Consider the following 15,020-nt stretch of genomic DNA (forward strand, 5'->3'; position numbering starts at 1 on the left):
CGCGAGGCGCGCGCATTGAGCAACAATCTCGTCGTGCCGCGCTTCGTGGCGCAAGCGGTTCCGGCCTCGACGCCGGGCATGCGCATCGGCCTGCTCGGCGGCTCGTTCAACCCGCCGCATCAGGCCCACCGCGAGATCAGCCGCTTCGCGCTGAAGCGATTGCAGCTCGATCGCGTCTGGTGGCTGGTCACGCCAGGCAACCCGCTCAAGGAGAACGGCACGCTGCACGAGCTCGGCGGGCGCATGCAGGCCGCGCGCGAGGTCGCCGATGATCCGCGCATCGAGGTGAGCTGTCTCGAATCCGTCATTCGCACCCGCTATACTATCGACACGATCAACACCTTGCGCCGCCGCTTCCCTGGCTTGCGCTTCGTCTGGATCATGGGCGCCGACAATCTCGCTCAATTCCATCGTTGGCAGGACTGGCGGCGCATCGCCGCCCAGGTGCCGATGGCAGTGATCGATCGTCCGCCGCAGAGTTTTCGCGCGCTCGGCTCGCCCGCAGCCCAGGCGTTATCGCGCTACCGTCTGCCCGAGAACAAGGCGGCCCTGCTTGCAGATCGGCCGGCACCGGCCTGGGTGTTCCTGACCGGATTGAAGCTGAATCTCTCCTCGACTGGCTTGCGGAACCCGGACGGGAGCTGGAAAGGTACGAAGTGAGACGAAGTGTGCGGACATGGTGTGGACTACGGGCTCTCTGGCATATTGAAACCCTTAACCCCACATGATGTAGTGTAACCAGTGGGCGCCGGATTCGGCGTTCGCGATACAGTGAAAGGAATGGTCCCTGACCGCATCTGTATTGTCCAAGCCTGTTTTACCCAAGGTTGCCAAGCCTACGCGTAAAACATCGACCAAAGCTGCGGCCTTGAAGGCGCAACCCGACGCCGACAAGACGCTGAGCCTGATCCTCTCCCGCCTCGAGGACATGAAGGCGGAAGAGACGGTCACCATCGACCTTCGCGGCAAATCGGTGTACTCCGACTACATGATCGTCACCACCGGCCGGGTGAACCGGCACGTCGGCGCGATCGCGGAAAACGTCACCAAGAGCCTCAAGGAAAACGGCATCAACAACATCCATGTCGAGGGCTTGCCCAATTGCGACTGGGTGCTGATCGATTCCGGCGACGTGATCGTGCACGTGTTCCGACCCGAGGTCCGCGAGTTCTACAACCTCGAAAGGTTGTACACGCAGGGCCCAGGGGCGGCGAAGGCGATCTAGGCTCGACGGCGATATAGGCTCACTGGCCGATTTCGAATCGGCTGACGCGCATGCTAGCGTCGTGCGCGTGCTTGTTGCGCGCGGTCTTGTCAACGCGACTCCAAAAATCATGCGTGTTGCTGTCATTGCGGTGGGCCGACTGAAGCAGGGCCCCGAACGGGAGCTTGCCGACCGCTATTTCGAGCGGTTCGAGGAGGCTGGCCGCAAGCTTGGATTCCGCGAGCTCGGCATCCACGAAATTCCCGAAAGCCGCGCGCGCGACGCGCAGACACGGATGGCCGAAGAGGCCGCGGCGATCTCGGCGCATATTCCTGACAAGGCGATCCTGGTGGCGCTTGACGAGCGCGGCCAGAATCTCGACTCCACCGTATTCGCACGGCATCTGGCGCGCTGGCGCGACGAGGGCGCCGGACATACTATCTTCATGATCGGAGGGGCGGACGGACTTTCGCCCGAATTGCGCCGTAAGGCCAAGCTCGCGATCGCGTTCGGCTCTGCGACCTGGCCGCACCAAATGGTCCGCGTCATGCTTCTGGAACAGCTTTATCGGGCCGCCACCATCCTGGCCGGCCATCCCTATCACCGCGCATGATGCGCGCCACGACGAGCACCTTTGCCGACACGATGCGAGCGCCGCTCCTCAACCTGCTGCTGATCACCGGCGTCGCCGGCGCAAGCCTCGCGCACGCGAACACAAGCCTCGCGCAGGCGAACACAAGCCTCGCGCAAGCTCAGACGCAGGGTCAAACAGTTGCGCCGCCGCCGCAGACCGCGGCGGTCTCGCCCGACGCGATCAAGCAGCGCGAGCAGGAGCTGGAGGCCGCGCGCGCGAGGCAAAAAAGCGCGGAAGAAGCACAGGCCAAGCTGAAGGCCGAGATCAGCGCGCTCGGCCAGGACCGCACCCAGCTCAATCAGCAGCTGATCGAAACCGCCGCCAATGTGCGCGCCGTGGAGACCAAGATCGACGAGGCCGAGACGCGCCTGCGAAACCTGAACGGCCGCGAGCAACAGATGCGCGCTTCGCTGGATTCGCGCCGTGCCGACATCGTCGAGGTGCTGGCGGCCTTGCAGCGCGCCGGCCGCCGCACGCCGCCGGCGCTGCTGGTGCGACCCGAAGATGCGCTGCAATCCTTACGCACCGCGATGCTGCTCGGCGCCGTCGTGCCGGAATTGCGCGGCCGCGCCGAGAAGATCGCGGGCGAGCTCGGCGAGCTCGTGGCCTTGCGCAAGACCATCGCCACCGAGCGCGATCAGCTCGCCTCCGACCGCGACAAGGTCAGGAGCGACCAGACCCGGCTCACCGCCCTGATCGAGGAACGGCAGCGTCAGCAGTCCGCACGGGAAAAGGACCTCGATGCCGAAAGCGCGCGCGCGATCGCGCTGTCAAAGCAGGTCGGCGATCTCCAGGGGCTGATCGCCAAGATGGAGCAGGACCTGCAAACCGCCGCCAAGGCGGCCGAGAAGGCCGCCGAGGCCGCAAGGCAGGCCGAGGCCAAGGCGGCGACAAACGCCGCCGCCAGCGCCAAACAGGGCCCGGGCGCGTTCAAGGACAAGTCCCGCACCACCCCGGCGATCGCCTTCGCCGCGGCCAAGGGCCTCCTGTCGCTTCCGGTTAACGGTAACAAGATCAGGGACTTTGGCGGTTCCGACGGGGTCGGCGGCGTTCAGAAGGGTATTTCGCTGGCGACCAAGCCCGGCGCCCAGGTCACGACGCCATGTGATGGCTGGGTTGTGTATGCCGGCCCATTCCGCAGCTATGGACAACTCTTGATCCTCAATGCCGGGGGCGGGTATCATGTCCTGATCGCCGGGATGGAGCGCATTTCGGTCAACATCGGGCAGTTTGTGCTCACGGGGGAGCCGGTCGCGACCATGGGGTCGACCTCTCAGGTCGCCTCCATTCTCGCCACGAACGCGAGTCAACCTGTGCTGTATGTCGAGTTCCGTAAAGACGGCACTCCAATCGATCCAGGCCCATGGTGGGCCGCAAATGAAGGCGAGAAGGTTCGCGGATGATGCGCAAGACTTCAGTAATCCTCCTCAGCGCCGCCACCGGTGCGGCGCTGACGCTGTTCGTGACCCAGCCGCGCGCGGTGTTCATGGGCTCCAGCGCGCGAGCCGCCACCGCGGACACCTATCGCCAGCTCAATTTGTTCGGCGACGTCTTCGAGCGCGTGCGCTCGGACTATGTCGAGAAGCCCGATGACACCAAGCTGATCGAATCCGCGATCTCTGGCATGCTCACCGGCCTCGACCCGCATTCGAGCTACATGGACGCCAAGAGCTTCCGCGACATGCAGGTGCAGACCCGCGGCGAGTTCGGCGGCCTCGGCATCGAGGTCACGATGGAAGACGGCCTGATCAAGGTGGTCTCGCCGATCGACGACACGCCCGCTTCGCGCGCCGGCATCATGGCCAACGACATCATCACCAATCTCGACGACGAGGCGGTGCAGGGCCTGACCCTGAACCAGGCGGTCGAGAAGATGCGCGGTCCGGTCAACACCAAGATCAAGCTCAAGATCATCCGCAAGGGCCAGGACAATCCGCTCGACGTGACGCTGGTGCGCGACAATATCCGCGTCCGTTCGGTCCGCGCGCGTGTCGAGCAGGATGACATCGGCTATATCCGCATCACCACCTTCAACGAGCAGACCACCGAAGGCCTGAAGCGCGAGATCGGCAACCTCACGAACCAGATCGGCGGCGACAAGCTCAAGGGCTTCATCATCGACCTCCGCAACAATCCGGGCGGCCTGCTCGAGGAAGCGGTCACCGTCTCCGACTCCTTCCTCGAGAAGGGCGAGATCGTCTCGACCCGCGGCCGCAATGCCGAGGAGACCCAGCGCCGCACCGCGCATGCGGGCGACCTGACCAAGGGCAAGCCTGTTATCGTGCTGGTCAATGGCGGCTCGGCCTCGGCGTCGGAAATCGTCGCCGGCGCGCTGCAGGACCACAAGCGCGCGACCATCGTCGGCACGCGCTCGTTCGGCAAGGGCTCGGTGCAGACCATCATTCCGCTCGGCAGCGGCAACGGCGCGCTGCGGCTGACCACCGCGCGCTATTACACGCCGTCGGGCAAGTCGATCCAGGCCAAGGGCATCGTGCCCGATATCGAAGTGCTCCAGGACGTGCCGGACGAGCTGAAGTCGCGCACCGACACCAAGGGCGAGGCTTCGCTGCGCGGCCATCTGAAGAACGACGGCGACGAGAAGACGGGCTCGCAGTCCTACGTCCCGCCGGACGCCAAGGACGACAAGGCGCTCAAGCTCGCCGGCGACCTGCTCCACGGCATCAAGAACAGCGCCTCTGCCGCGCCGACCCCGGGCGGCGACAACAAGGCGACGGCCGACAGGCCCAAAGCGGCGAACTAAGTCGGCGCCACGCGCGATCTCCAAAGGGCGGCTTGCTGAAGCCGCCCTTTTTGCTTGGAACTCCTGTGCTCCCCGGCCTCTCCCGGCCTGCCGCCGCTTGACCGCGGCGTGGTATCGTCGGCGCGAGTGATTCGGGATCGCGCATGACTGAGACGGCCGATGATCTGAGCGCCCCGCTCGGACAGGACAAGCCGCGCCGGAAACGCCGGCTGCGGCTGCCGTTCACCGCCATGCAGCTGCTCGCCGTGCTGCTCGGCCTGTTCCTGATTACCTTTGCCGGCTTCGCCATCTTCAACAACGATCCGCTCGGCGGCGAGCCGCTGGCCAGGCTCGCGATCCGCGCTCCCGCTGCCACAGACGAGAAACCGGCCGCGCCCGGCCACGGCGCAGAGAGCAAGCCGGACGGCAAGCACGAGACCAAGGAAGCGCCGAAGCAGGCCGCTGCCACCGAGCAGAAGACCATCACCATGATCGACGGCTCCACCGGCGCCCGCCGCGACGTGGTGATCGGCGGGGGCGAGACTGCGGACAAGGGTGAGGCATCCGGCCCGCCGCCCGTCATGGCGGGGATCAATCCGAAGCTGCTGGAGAAATCACGCTACGGCATGATCCCGGTGGCCACCGACGGGCTGAAGCCGTTCAACGTCTATGCGGCGGATGCCGACCGCGCCAAGGCCGCCAAGATGCCCGTGGTCGCCGTCGTGATCGGCGGCCTCGGCGTCGGCGCCGCCAAGACCCTGGACGCCATCATGAAGCTACCGCCGGCGGTGACGCTGGCCTTCACGCCCTACGGCTCCGACCCCGGCAAGCTCGCCGAGCGGGCGCGGGCGCAGCGCCACGAGATCTTCCTCCAGATCCCGATGGAGCCCTACGACTTCCCCGACAACGATCCGGGGCCGCAGACGCTGCTGACCTCGCTCAGCCCCGACCAGAACATGGACCGCCTGTACTGGCACCTCAGCCGGATGCAGGGCTATGCCGGCCTCACCAATTTCATGGGCGCCCGCTTCATCGCGACGGAGCCGGCGATGCAGCCGATCATCCGCGAGGCGGCCAAGCGCGGTCTCGCCTTCTTCGACGACGGCTCCTCGCCGCGCAGCATCGCGCCCCAGGCCGCGGCCAACCAGGCCGTGCCGTTCGGCAAGGGCGATATCGCCATCGACGCGGTGCCGACGGCAACCGAGATCGACCGCGCCCTCAACAAGCTGGAATCGGCGGCGCGCGAACGCGGCATCGCTGTCGGCACGGCCTCCGCCCTGCCGGTCTCGATCGAGCGCATCAGCGCCTGGACCAAGACATTGGGCGACCGAGGTATCCTTCTGGTGCCATTGACAACCGCGATGCTGAAATCAAAATCCAGCTAAATCAACAAATTGGTGTGGCACGGGTCTCGCGGGGCCGGCATGCCTTCCAAAAAAACAGGCAAGAGGTCTGGCGGAATGGCGCGTTACGAGGATCTGCCCTACCGGACCTGCGTCGGTGTGATGCTGATCAATCCAAAGGGACTGGTGTTCATCGGGCGCCGCGCTGGCGGCATCGAGCATGTCGACGACACCCATGTCTGGCAGATGCCGCAAGGCGGGGTCGATCCCGGCGAGGACACCTGGGAAGCGGCCAAGCGCGAACTCTACGAGGAGACCAGCGTGCGCTCGGTCGAACGGCTCGGCGAAGTCCCGGATTGGCTCACCTACGACATTCCGCGCACCGTTGCGGGGCGCGCCTGGAAGGGCCGCTACCGCGGCCAGCGCCAAAAATGGTACGCGGTGCGCTTCACCGGCAAGGACAGCGAGATCAACGTCGCCAATCCCGGCGGTGGCGGCCACAAGGCGGAGTTCGTGAGCTGGCGCTGGGAGTCGATGAAGAATCTGCCCGGGCTGATCATCCCGTTCAAGCGCCCGGTCTACGAGCGCGTGGTGCAGGAATTTTCTGCGCTGGCGGAACAATAATCTCTATTGTCGTCCCGGGGCGATGCGGAGCATCGAACCCGGGACCTCGAGATTCCGGGTTCGATGCTTCGCATCGCCCCGGAATGACGACGAGAGATATCCGCAAGTGACCACTGACAAACCCTACCGCCCGAACGTCGGCATCGCCCTGTTCAACGCCGACGGCCGCGTGCTGATCGGCCATCGCTTCAAGGGCGACGGGCCCGAGATCATCCTGCCGGGGCTCGACTGGCAGATGCCGCAGGGCGGTGTCGACGAGGGCGAGAATTTGCGCGATGCGGCGATGCGCGAGCTCTGGGAGGAGACCAACGTCGTCAGTGCCGACTATCTCGGCGAGACCGACTGGTTCACCTATGAATTCCCGCCCTACGAGGGACCGCAGACGCATCGGCTGGCGAAGTTTCGCGGCCAGCGCCAGAAATGGTTCGCGCTGCGCTTCACCGGCAAGGATGACGAGATCGATCCGCTGACCCCGCGCAACGGCCAGCCCGCCGAGTTCGACGCTTGGCGCTGGGAGCACCTCGATCGTGTCGCCGACCTCGTGGTGCCGTTCCGCCGCGAGGTCTACCGCGCCGTGGCGCGAGAGTTTGCGCACCTCGCAAGCTGAACTCTCGGAAACAACCCCATGCACAGTAGCGAAGTGTTCGAGACGTAGAGAGAAAAATCTGCGACGGAGCACGATCGGCGGCGGGGCCACGGACGCCAACCTCTCCCGCTTGCTTGCGGGAGAGGCGTAGGCCGCCTTTGGCGGCCGTCATCTTAAACGACGCCGAGGCAAAGCCTCGGCTATGACGCAGCGCCGGGTGAGGGCTTTCTCCTCTTGGGGATTGTCCCATTGCGGAAGCCCCCTCTCCCCAACCCTCTCTCGCAAGCGGGAGAGGGAGCGGACTTCCGTCGTTGCGCGATCAAGCCTCATTTGGCGCGCCTTAATTAATCGGGCCCACCGTGAACGGGCCGATGGCGATGACGTGGCAATCGCTGTCGCGCTTGGTGCAATCGGCGAGCGCGGAGTTGACGGCGGTCTGCTCGTCGGCGGCTTTGAGGCCGAGGCCGGCGCGGCCGGACGTGCCGACGGCGACGGCGTTCCAGCCCGCGGCGTCACCGAGCTTGCGTACGACCTCGCCGCGCGCCTCTGCCACGATCGAGGCGTTGGACGCGGCATTGAAGAAGCCGGTGATCCTGAACAGGGTCGGGATCGGCACGACGAAATTGTCGTCGATCGCGACCACCATGCACGCGGTGCCGGCGATCGCGCCGCACGATTCCAGCGACCGCCGCGCCGCATCGTCGGCGGACGAGGCGCCCAGCACCATGAAATATTGTCCGCCCGGGCCGAGGGCGACCGAGCGGGATTTCGCCGCGGGCACGAACATGTTCTCGATCCGCACTTTCTGTGGCTCGCGCACCATCGGAAAATCCTTCGATGCGAACGGCCGCTCGATCATGGCATCATGGCGCACCCAGGGCTGCGGCGGCATCGGCGGCTTGCCGTGCGGGTAGACCACGTTGTTGCCGACCGCATAGATCTCGCAGCGCCGCGGCGATTGCGCGGCGTCGGCGCGCTTCTGGCACTGCTCGATCGCCGCGTTGCGCGCGGCCTCTTCGCTCGGCTGGTTCAATGCCGAGCCGGTGAAGCCGCCGACATTGAGTGCGAACGCCTTGTAGTCGCCGGCGGCGGAATAGTCGCCAGCCAGGAAGTTGCGCACGCGCTCGTTGATGAAGGGCACGCTATCGGCGGAGAACTTGCCTGACATCGGGGATGCCGATGGCGCCGGTATCGGCGCCGTCGCGGCGCTGGCACTTGACGGAGCCATCGGCGCCTTGGCCATTTGAGTCGGCATCGGGCTCGGTGCTGCGGCAGCCGCGGTCGGAGTCGCGCTTGGCATTGCACTCGACATTGAGCTTGGCGTTGCGCTCGGTGCCGCCGTCGGCGTGGCCGCGACGCTCGCGGTCTGCTTGAGCTTCGTGTTGTAGAGAAAGCCGGTAACGCCGATGCCGGTGACCGAGACCACCGCAACGACCAGCGGCCACGTCCACACCGGTGCCGCGGCCACTTTGGCGGCCGCTTTCTTCACCTGCGGCGTCGCGTAAGTCCCGTCCTCGCGCCGCATCGCCACCATATAGGCGTGCACCGGCGTCGGGATGTTCTTGACCTCCTGCGCGCCGATATCGGCGAACTGAACCGACAGCTTGTTGACGACCTGCTCATGCACCGCGCGGGAGACGCAGATGCCGCCGACCTCGGCGAGCCCCTCCAGGCGCGCGGCGATGTTGACGCCATCCCCTAAGAGATCGCCGTCGCGCTCGACCACGTCGCCGATGGTGATGCCGATGCGAAACGACATCTGCCGACTCGGCGGATAGGCCATGTTGCGGGTCCGCAAGCTTTCCTGGATGTCGATCGCGCAGCGCACCGCATCCACCGCGCTCGGAAATTCCGCGAGCACGGCATCGCCCGCCGTGTTGAAGATGCGCCCGCCGGCCTTGGCGATGAAATCGTCGACGACCTCGCGATAGGAGGCGAGACGCCGCAGCGTCTCCTCTTCGTCTTCCGCGACCAGCCTCGAATACCCGGCAATATCGGCTGCGAAAATCGCTGCGATCTTGCGTTTCATCTGCCGGCCCCCGGAACAATCCGCGAGCGCAGAATGCCGCCATCTCCGGCGCGGTGCAACAAAGTTTCAGCGCCCGCAACGGTCGGTGACGAGCGCTGAACCTGTTCAGGAATTCCTTTGCAGGAATGTCTTGTTCGAGCCCCGGAGCGGTGCCCCGGGGCTTAGTGCATAGCCGTGGAGCTGAGCTGGTGCTGGATGCTCTTGAAGTGATCGAGCCGTTCGATGGCCTGATCGAGCTCGGAGCCCTCATGCTCCTTCAGGTTCTCTTCCATCTCCGCGATGGTCTCGGCGAACTGGGCGCGGTCCAGCTCGGCGAGCGAGGTCGCGACGTCGGCGAGCACGGTCAGGCCTCTTTCGGAGACTTCGGCAAGGCCGCCGAGCACGATGATCTTCTCGTGGCGGCCGCCGGTGGTGATGGTGAGGATGCCCGGCCGGATCGCAGCCACGACCGGCGCGTGTCCCGCCAGCACGCCGAAGTCACCCTCGACGCCGGGGATGTCGACCTGATCGACCTCGCCCGTGAAGGCGAGCTTTTCCGGAGAGACGAGATCGAAGTGGAAGGTGGCCATGGTGTTTCCGCTTGCTTTGCCTGTCACCCGCGGGCTTGACCCGCGGGTCCATCCATCAAAACTCTTTCGCGATGGATTGCCGGGTCAAGCCCGGCAATGACACCGAGAATTAGGCGGCTTCCGCCGCCAGCTTCTTGCCCTTCTCGACCGCCTCTTCGATGGTGCCGACCATGTAGAAGGCAGCTTCCGGCAGGTGGTCGTACTTGCCTTCCACCAGGCCCTTGAAGCCCTTGATGGTGTCGGCGAGGTCGACGAACTTGCCCGGCGATCCCGTGAAGACTTCGGCGACGTGGAACGGCTGCGACAGGAAGCGCTCGATCTTGCGGGCGCGGGCCACCGTCAGCTTGTCCTCTTCCGAAAGCTCGTCCATGCCGAGAATGGCGATGATGTCCTGGAGCGACTTGTAGCGCTGCAGCACCTGCTGGACCTGACGGGCGACTGCATAGTGCTCCTCGCCGACGACCAGCGGGGAGAGCATGCGCGAGGTCGAGTCGAGCGGGTCGACCGCCGGATAGATGCCTTTTTCCGAGATCGCGCGCGACAGCACCGTGGTGGCGTCCAAGTGCGCGAACGAGGTGGCGGGCGCCGGGTCGGTCAAGTCGTCGGCCGGCACGTAGATGGCCTGCACCGAGGTGATCGAGCCCTTCTGCGTGGTGGTGATGCGCTCCTGCAGCGCGCCCATGTCGGTGGCGAGCGTCGGCTGATAACCCACGGCGCTCGGAATACGGCCGAGCAGCGCCGACACTTCCGAACCGGCTTGCGTGAAGCGGAAGATGTTGTCGACGAAGAACAGCACGTCCTGGCCCTGGTCGCGGAAGTGCTCGGCGACAGTCAGACCGGTCAGGCCGACGCGGGCGCGGGCGCCCGGCGGCTCGTTCATCTGGCCGAACACCAGCGCGCACTTCGACTTCACGCTCGGATCCGGGTTCTTCGGATCGGCGTTGACCTTGGACTCGATGAACTCGTGATAGAGGTCGTTGCCCTCGCGGGTCCGCTCGCCGACGCCGGCGAACACGGAGTAACCGCCGTGCGCCTTGGCAACGTTGTTGATCAGCTCCTGAATCAGCACGGTCTTGCCGACGCCGGCGCCGCCGAACAGGCCGATCTTGCCGCCCTTGGCGTAGGGCGCGAGGAGGTCGACGACCTTGATGCCGGTGACGAGAATTTCGGCTTCTGTCGACTGGTCGGTATAGGTCGGCGCTTCCTGGTGGATGGCGCGGATGCCTTCCGACTTGATCGGACCGGCCTCGTCGATCGGCTCGCCGATGACGTTCATGATGCGGCCCAGCGTACCGTCACCCACGGGAACCGAGATCGGCTGACCGGTGTCGGTCACTTCCTGGCCGCGCACCAGACCTTCGGTGGCGTCCATGGCGATGGTGCGGACGGTCGATTCGCCGAGATGCTGCGCGACTTCCAGAACCAGGCGGTTGTTGCCGTTCTTGGTCTCCAGCGAGTTGAGAATGGCCGGCAGGTGGCCTTCGAACTGCACGTCGACGACGGCGCCCATGACCTGGGTAACGCGACCGATCTGTGTGGCTGCTGTAGCCATTTACTGTCTCCTTCGATCCGAATTTCGTGTCCGGTCAGACTGCTTCTGCGCCGGAGATGATTTCGATGAGTTCCTTGGTGATCTGAGCCTGACGCGTGCGGTTGTAGACCAGCGTCTGCTTGCGGATCATTTCGCCGGCATTGCGGGTGGCGTTGTCCATCGCCGACATCTGCGCGCCGTAGAACGAGGCGTTGTTCTCGAGCAGGGCGCGGAAGATCTGCACCGCGAGATTGCGCGGCAACAGGCGCGTCAGGATCTCGTCCTCCTCCGGCTCGTATTCGTAAGAGGTCGCGCTGCCGTTCGCGCCGCCTTCCTCGACGACCAGCGGAATGATCTGCTGGGCGGTCGGGACCTGTGCGATCACCGATTTGAATTTCGAGTAGAACAGCGTGCAGACGTCGAACTCGCCGTTGTCGAAACGCGCCAGAACCTTCTTGGCGATGTCCTCGGCGTTGACGAAGCCGAGCTGGCGCACGCTGCGCAAATCGAGATGCTCGACGATCTGCTTGTCGAACTGGCGGCGGAGCTGCTCGTAGCCCTTGCGGCCGACGCAGAAGAACTTCACTTCCTTGCCTTGCGCGATCAGCGCCAGGGCGCGCTCGCGAGCCAGGCGCACGATCGAGGAGTTGAAGGCGCCGGAGAGGCCGCGCTCGCCGGTGCAGACCAGCAGCAGATGAACCTGATCGCGGCCGGTGCCGGCCAGCAGCGCCGGCGCGCCGGGCGAGCCCGCCGCGGCGCTGGCGATGTTGGAGATCACCGCGCTCATCTTGTCGGCATAGGGACGCGCCGCTTCCGCGGCGGTCTGCGCGCGGCGCAGCTTGGAGGCGGCGACCATCTGCATGGCCTTGGTGATCTTTTGCGTCGCCTTGGTGGAGGCGATGCGGACGCGCATGTCTTTAAGTGACGCCATTCTTCGTTCACCCCGGCGGTTCGACCCTGACGATCAAGCCGCTAGCCTATCCCAGTCGTCATGCCCGGGCTTGTCCCGGGCATCCACGCACTCGTCTCCACGCGGCAAGGCGTGGATGGCCGGGACTTCAATTGCGAAGACGCGCTTCGCGCTTTAGCCCGGCCATGACGGCGTTACTTACGCGAAGCTCTTCGCAAAGCCCTCGACCGCCGACTTCAGCTTGGCAGCGGTGTCGTCGGAGAGATCGCGGCTATCGCGAATCGCGTTGAGGATGTCGGCGTGCTTGCCGCGCAGCAGCGAGAGCAGGCCGTCCTCGAACGCCTTGATCTTGTTGAGCGGGAGCGGATCGAGATAGCCGTTGGTGCCGGCCCAGATCACGCAGACCTGCTCTTCCATCTTCAGCGGCGAGAACTGCGGCTGCTTCAACAGCTCGGTGAGGCGCGAGCCGCGGTTGAGCAGGCGCTGGGTCGAGGCGTCGAGGTCGGAGCCGAACTGCGCGAACGCCGCCATTTCGCGGTACTGCGCGAGCTCGCCCTTGATCTTGCCGGCGACCTTCTTGGTGGCCTTGGTCTGCGCCGAGGAGCCCACGCGCGACACCGACAGACCGACGTTCACCGCGGGACGGATGCCCTGGAAGAACAGGTCGGTTTCCAGGAAGATCTGGCCGTCGGTGATCGAGATGACGTTGGTCGGGATGTAGGCCGACACGTCGTTGGCCTGGGTTTCGATGACCGGCAGCGCCGTCAGCGAGCCGGAGCCCTGGTCCTTGTTCAGCTTCGCCGCGCGCTCGAGCAGGCGGGAATGCAGATAGAACACGTCGCCCGGATAGGCTTCGCGGCCCGGCGGGCGGCGCAGCAGCAGCGACATCTGGCGGTAGGCGACGGCCTGCTTGGACAGGTCGTCATAGATGATGACCGCGTGCATGCCGTTGTCGCGGAAGTACTCGCCCATGGTGCAGCCGGTGAACGGCGCGATGTACTGCATCGGCGCCGGATCGGAGGCGGTGGCGGCGACGACGATCGAATATTCGAGCGCGCCCTGCTCTTCCAGCACCTTCACGAACTGCGCGACGGTGGAACGCTTCTGGCCGACCGCGACGTAGACGCAGTACAGCTTGATGTTCTCGTCCGGCTGCGCGTTGAGCGGCTTCTGGTTCAGGATGGTGTCGAGTGCGATCGCGGTCTTGCCGGTCTGGCGGTCGCCGATGATCAGCTCGCGCTGGCCGCGGCCGATCGGGATCAGGGCATCGATGGCCTTGAGGCCGGTCGCCATCGGCTCGCTCACCGACTTGCGCGGAATGATGCCGGGCGCCTTGACGTCGACGCGCATGCGCTTGTCGGCCTGGATCGGACCCTTGCCGTCGATCGGGTTGCCGAGCGCGTCGACGACGCGGCCGAGCAGGCCCTTGCCGACCGGCGCGTCCACGATGGCGCGGGTGCGCTTGACGGTCTGGCCTTCCTTGATCTCGCGGTCGGCACCGAAAATAACGACACCGACATTGTCGGTTTCGAGGTTCAGCGCCATGCCGCGGGTGCCGTTCTCGAACTCGACCATTTCACCGGCCTGGACGTTGTCCAGACCATAGACGCGGGCGATACCGTCGCCGACGGACAGCACCTGTCCGACTTCGGAGACTTCAGCTTCCTGGCCGAAATTCTTGATCTGGTCCTTGAGGATCGCGGAAATTTCCGCGGCGCGGATGTCCATCAGCCTGCCTCTTTCATCGCGTGCTTGATCGAATTGAGTTTGGTGCGAAGCGAACCATCCACCATGCGGCTGCCCAGCTTGACGACGAGGCCACCGATGATCGAGGGATCAATCTTCACGTTCAGCGCGACATCCTTGCCGGTCACCGATTTCAGGGCGACCTTGAGGGCATCGAGATTCTTGTCCGAGAGCGCTTCCGCCACGGTGACGTCGGCCGTCGTCTCGCCCTTGAACCTAGCGACGAGCGCGCCGTAGGCGCGGATGACGTCGGCCACCGCGAACAGGCGGCGGTTGGCGGTCAGCACTTTCAGGAAGTTGGCGGCGATGCCGACGATACCGGCCTTGTCCAGCACGGCCGAGAGGGCCTTGGACTGAGCGTCGGCCGCGAACACCGGGCTGCGGACGAGGCGCTTCAGATCGGCGCTCTCGTTCAGCAGGGCATCGAATTTGTCGAGATCGGCTTTGACCGCGTCGACCACGTTGTGGTCGCGGGCCAGTTCAAACAAGGCCGTTGCATAACGGCCGGACACACCTGAAACGGACGTATCTTCTGCAGCCACAGACGCGCTCTTTTTGCTGTCAAACTCGCAAGGGAAAAACCGTCGCCACGAAGCGGCGCCTAGCGATCCAAGCCCTTGGAATTCAAGCGGGACTTCGATTTTCGACCAGCACGGGAGGTGCCGGGCTCGTTAAAATCGCGGCTTTGCTAACATAGCGGGCGCGCAGGTGCAACATGACGCCAAATTAAAGGCATGAGGTTCGCTCGCCAGTTCGTCGCAGCCTCGCGACACACCCGGGCGCGGAGAGACGAGCTGAGGCGGCGCCCTCCCACGTCGCGGAAATTGGCACCAAGCCCTTGCGCGGCGCCCTCCATTGGTTCCTGCCATCAGCGCATAGCCGCCATGAACACGGATCGCTGAGGCGTGAATCCGTTCCTCCCAGTTCCACACGTCGAATACTTATCGAATTCTAAACGTTCGCGGCGATGACTTCGCTTTACAGTATTCGTAAGTAATCATTAATTTAATAAATCGTTAAAGCCGAAGATTACGGAACATCGTGCGAATATCCTGTGCAGGTAACAAGATGTTTCACGCCGACACATACCGGATTTACTGCCCA

Annotated in this window: 14 protein-coding genes; 8 read left to right on the forward strand and 6 right to left on the reverse strand. The window is 64.9% G+C overall.

The genetic code is table 11. The annotated features are described in order from the left end of the window. Nucleotides 1–15: 15 nt before the first annotated feature. From HZZ13_RS26130 to HZZ13_RS26165, 8 genes are all read left to right on the forward strand, one after another. Nucleotides 16–660: a nicotinate-nucleotide adenylyltransferase gene (locus HZZ13_RS26130; protein WP_197962374.1), complete on the forward strand. Its 645-nt coding sequence runs from the start codon at nt 16–18 to the stop codon at nt 658–660. A 208-nt stretch (nt 661–868) separates the two neighbouring features. Next, complete coding sequence (gene rsfS / locus HZZ13_RS26135; RefSeq protein ID WP_197962375.1) at nt 869–1,225, forward strand: ribosome silencing factor; 357 nt, start codon at nt 869–871, stop codon at nt 1,223–1,225. A 109-nt stretch (nt 1,226–1,334) separates the two neighbouring features. Continuing rightward, nucleotides 1,335–1,817 (forward strand): 23S rRNA (pseudouridine(1915)-N(3))-methyltransferase RlmH, encoded by a 483-nt coding sequence (rlmH, locus tag HZZ13_RS26140; protein WP_197962376.1) that lies wholly within the window; start codon nt 1,335–1,337, stop codon nt 1,815–1,817. Between the two features lie 32 nt (nt 1,818–1,849). Continuing rightward, nucleotides 1,850–3,241 carry a murein hydrolase activator EnvC family protein gene (locus HZZ13_RS26145; protein WP_197962568.1) on the forward strand — a complete coding sequence of 464 codons (1,392 nt, stop codon included), beginning with the start codon at nt 1,850–1,852 and terminating at the stop codon, nt 3,239–3,241. Further along, nucleotides 3,238–4,599, forward strand: a complete 1,362-nt coding sequence (locus HZZ13_RS26150) for a S41 family peptidase (protein ID WP_197962377.1) — start codon at nt 3,238–3,240, stop codon at nt 4,597–4,599. Before HZZ13_RS26145 ends, HZZ13_RS26150 begins: the two co-directional genes overlap by 4 nt. Before the next feature lie 143 nt (nt 4,600–4,742). After that, nucleotides 4,743–5,963, forward strand: coding sequence for a divergent polysaccharide deacetylase family protein (locus HZZ13_RS26155; RefSeq protein ID WP_197962378.1), 1,221 nt, complete (start codon nt 4,743–4,745; stop codon nt 5,961–5,963). A gap of 75 nt (nt 5,964–6,038) precedes the next feature. Further along, nucleotides 6,039–6,545 (forward strand): RNA pyrophosphohydrolase, encoded by a 507-nt coding sequence (locus tag HZZ13_RS26160; RefSeq protein ID WP_197962379.1) that lies wholly within the window; start codon nt 6,039–6,041, stop codon nt 6,543–6,545. 106 nt (nt 6,546–6,651) lie between these two features. Continuing rightward, nucleotides 6,652–7,152: an RNA pyrophosphohydrolase gene (locus HZZ13_RS26165; protein ID WP_197962380.1), complete on the forward strand. Its 501-nt coding sequence runs from the start codon at nt 6,652–6,654 to the stop codon at nt 7,150–7,152. Between the two features lie 319 nt (nt 7,153–7,471). Here HZZ13_RS26165 and HZZ13_RS26170 read toward each other — a convergent pair whose 3' ends face one another. The 6 genes from HZZ13_RS26170 to HZZ13_RS26195 all read right to left on the reverse strand — a co-directional run bounded on the left by HZZ13_RS26170 (nt 7,472) and on the right by HZZ13_RS26195 (nt 14,458). Further along, the gene (locus tag HZZ13_RS26170; RefSeq protein WP_197962381.1) at nt 7,472–9,160 is read right to left on the reverse strand and encodes an adenylate/guanylate cyclase domain-containing protein; all 1,689 of its coding nucleotides are present in this window, start codon (nt 9,158–9,160) and stop codon (nt 7,472–7,474) included. A gap of 161 nt (nt 9,161–9,321) precedes the next feature. Next, nucleotides 9,322–9,729, reverse strand: coding sequence for a F0F1 ATP synthase subunit epsilon (locus HZZ13_RS26175; protein ID WP_197962382.1), 408 nt, complete (start codon nt 9,727–9,729; stop codon nt 9,322–9,324). 109 nt (nt 9,730–9,838) lie between these two features. Then, nucleotides 9,839–11,281, reverse strand: a complete 1,443-nt coding sequence (gene atpD, locus HZZ13_RS26180; RefSeq protein WP_197962383.1) for a F0F1 ATP synthase subunit beta — start codon at nt 11,279–11,281, stop codon at nt 9,839–9,841. 34 nt (nt 11,282–11,315) lie between these two features. Further along, entirely contained in the window at nt 11,316–12,191 is an 876-nt protein-coding gene (locus tag HZZ13_RS26185) for a F0F1 ATP synthase subunit gamma (protein WP_197962384.1), read from the reverse strand. Between the two features lie 177 nt (nt 12,192–12,368). Next, nucleotides 12,369–13,898: a F0F1 ATP synthase subunit alpha gene (gene atpA / locus HZZ13_RS26190; protein ID WP_197962385.1), complete on the reverse strand. Its 1,530-nt coding sequence runs from the start codon at nt 13,896–13,898 to the stop codon at nt 12,369–12,371. Continuing rightward, nucleotides 13,898–14,458, reverse strand: coding sequence for a F0F1 ATP synthase subunit delta (locus HZZ13_RS26195; RefSeq protein ID WP_197962386.1), 561 nt, complete (start codon nt 14,456–14,458; stop codon nt 13,898–13,900). The genes atpA and HZZ13_RS26195 overlap by 1 nt, the downstream gene beginning before the upstream one ends. Nucleotides 14,459–15,020 lie beyond the last annotated feature (562 nt).

Source organism: Bradyrhizobium agreste, assembly GCF_016031625.1.
GTDB lineage: Bacteria > Pseudomonadota > Alphaproteobacteria > Rhizobiales > Xanthobacteraceae > Bradyrhizobium > Bradyrhizobium agreste.

Bases quoted from the DNA above. Each gene is read 5' to 3' on its own strand.
- rlmH (WP_197962376.1), top strand. From the start codon at position 1,335: ATGCGTGTTGCTGTCATTGCGGTGGGCCGACTGAAGCAGGGCCCCGAA.
- HZZ13_RS26145 (WP_197962568.1), top strand. From the start codon at position 1,850: ATGCGAGCGCCGCTCCTCAACCTGCTGCTGATCACCGGCGTCGCCGGC.
- HZZ13_RS26150 (WP_197962377.1), top strand. From the start codon at position 3,238: ATGATGCGCAAGACTTCAGTAATCCTCCTCAGCGCCGCCACCGGTGCG.
- HZZ13_RS26155 (WP_197962378.1), top strand. From the start codon at position 4,743: ATGACTGAGACGGCCGATGATCTGAGCGCCCCGCTCGGACAGGACAAG.
- HZZ13_RS26160 (WP_197962379.1), top strand. From the start codon at position 6,039: ATGGCGCGTTACGAGGATCTGCCCTACCGGACCTGCGTCGGTGTGATG.
- HZZ13_RS26170 (WP_197962381.1), bottom strand. From the start codon at position 9,160: ATGAAACGCAAGATCGCAGCGATTTTCGCAGCCGATATTGCCGGGTAT.
- HZZ13_RS26175 (WP_197962382.1), bottom strand. From the start codon at position 9,729: ATGGCCACCTTCCACTTCGATCTCGTCTCTCCGGAAAAGCTCGCCTTC.
- atpD (WP_197962383.1), bottom strand. From the start codon at position 11,281: ATGGCTACAGCAGCCACACAGATCGGTCGCGTTACCCAGGTCATGGGC.
- HZZ13_RS26185 (WP_197962384.1), bottom strand. From the start codon at position 12,191: ATGGCGTCACTTAAAGACATGCGCGTCCGCATCGCCTCCACCAAGGCG.
- atpA (WP_197962385.1), bottom strand. From the start codon at position 13,898: ATGGACATCCGCGCCGCGGAAATTTCCGCGATCCTCAAGGACCAGATC.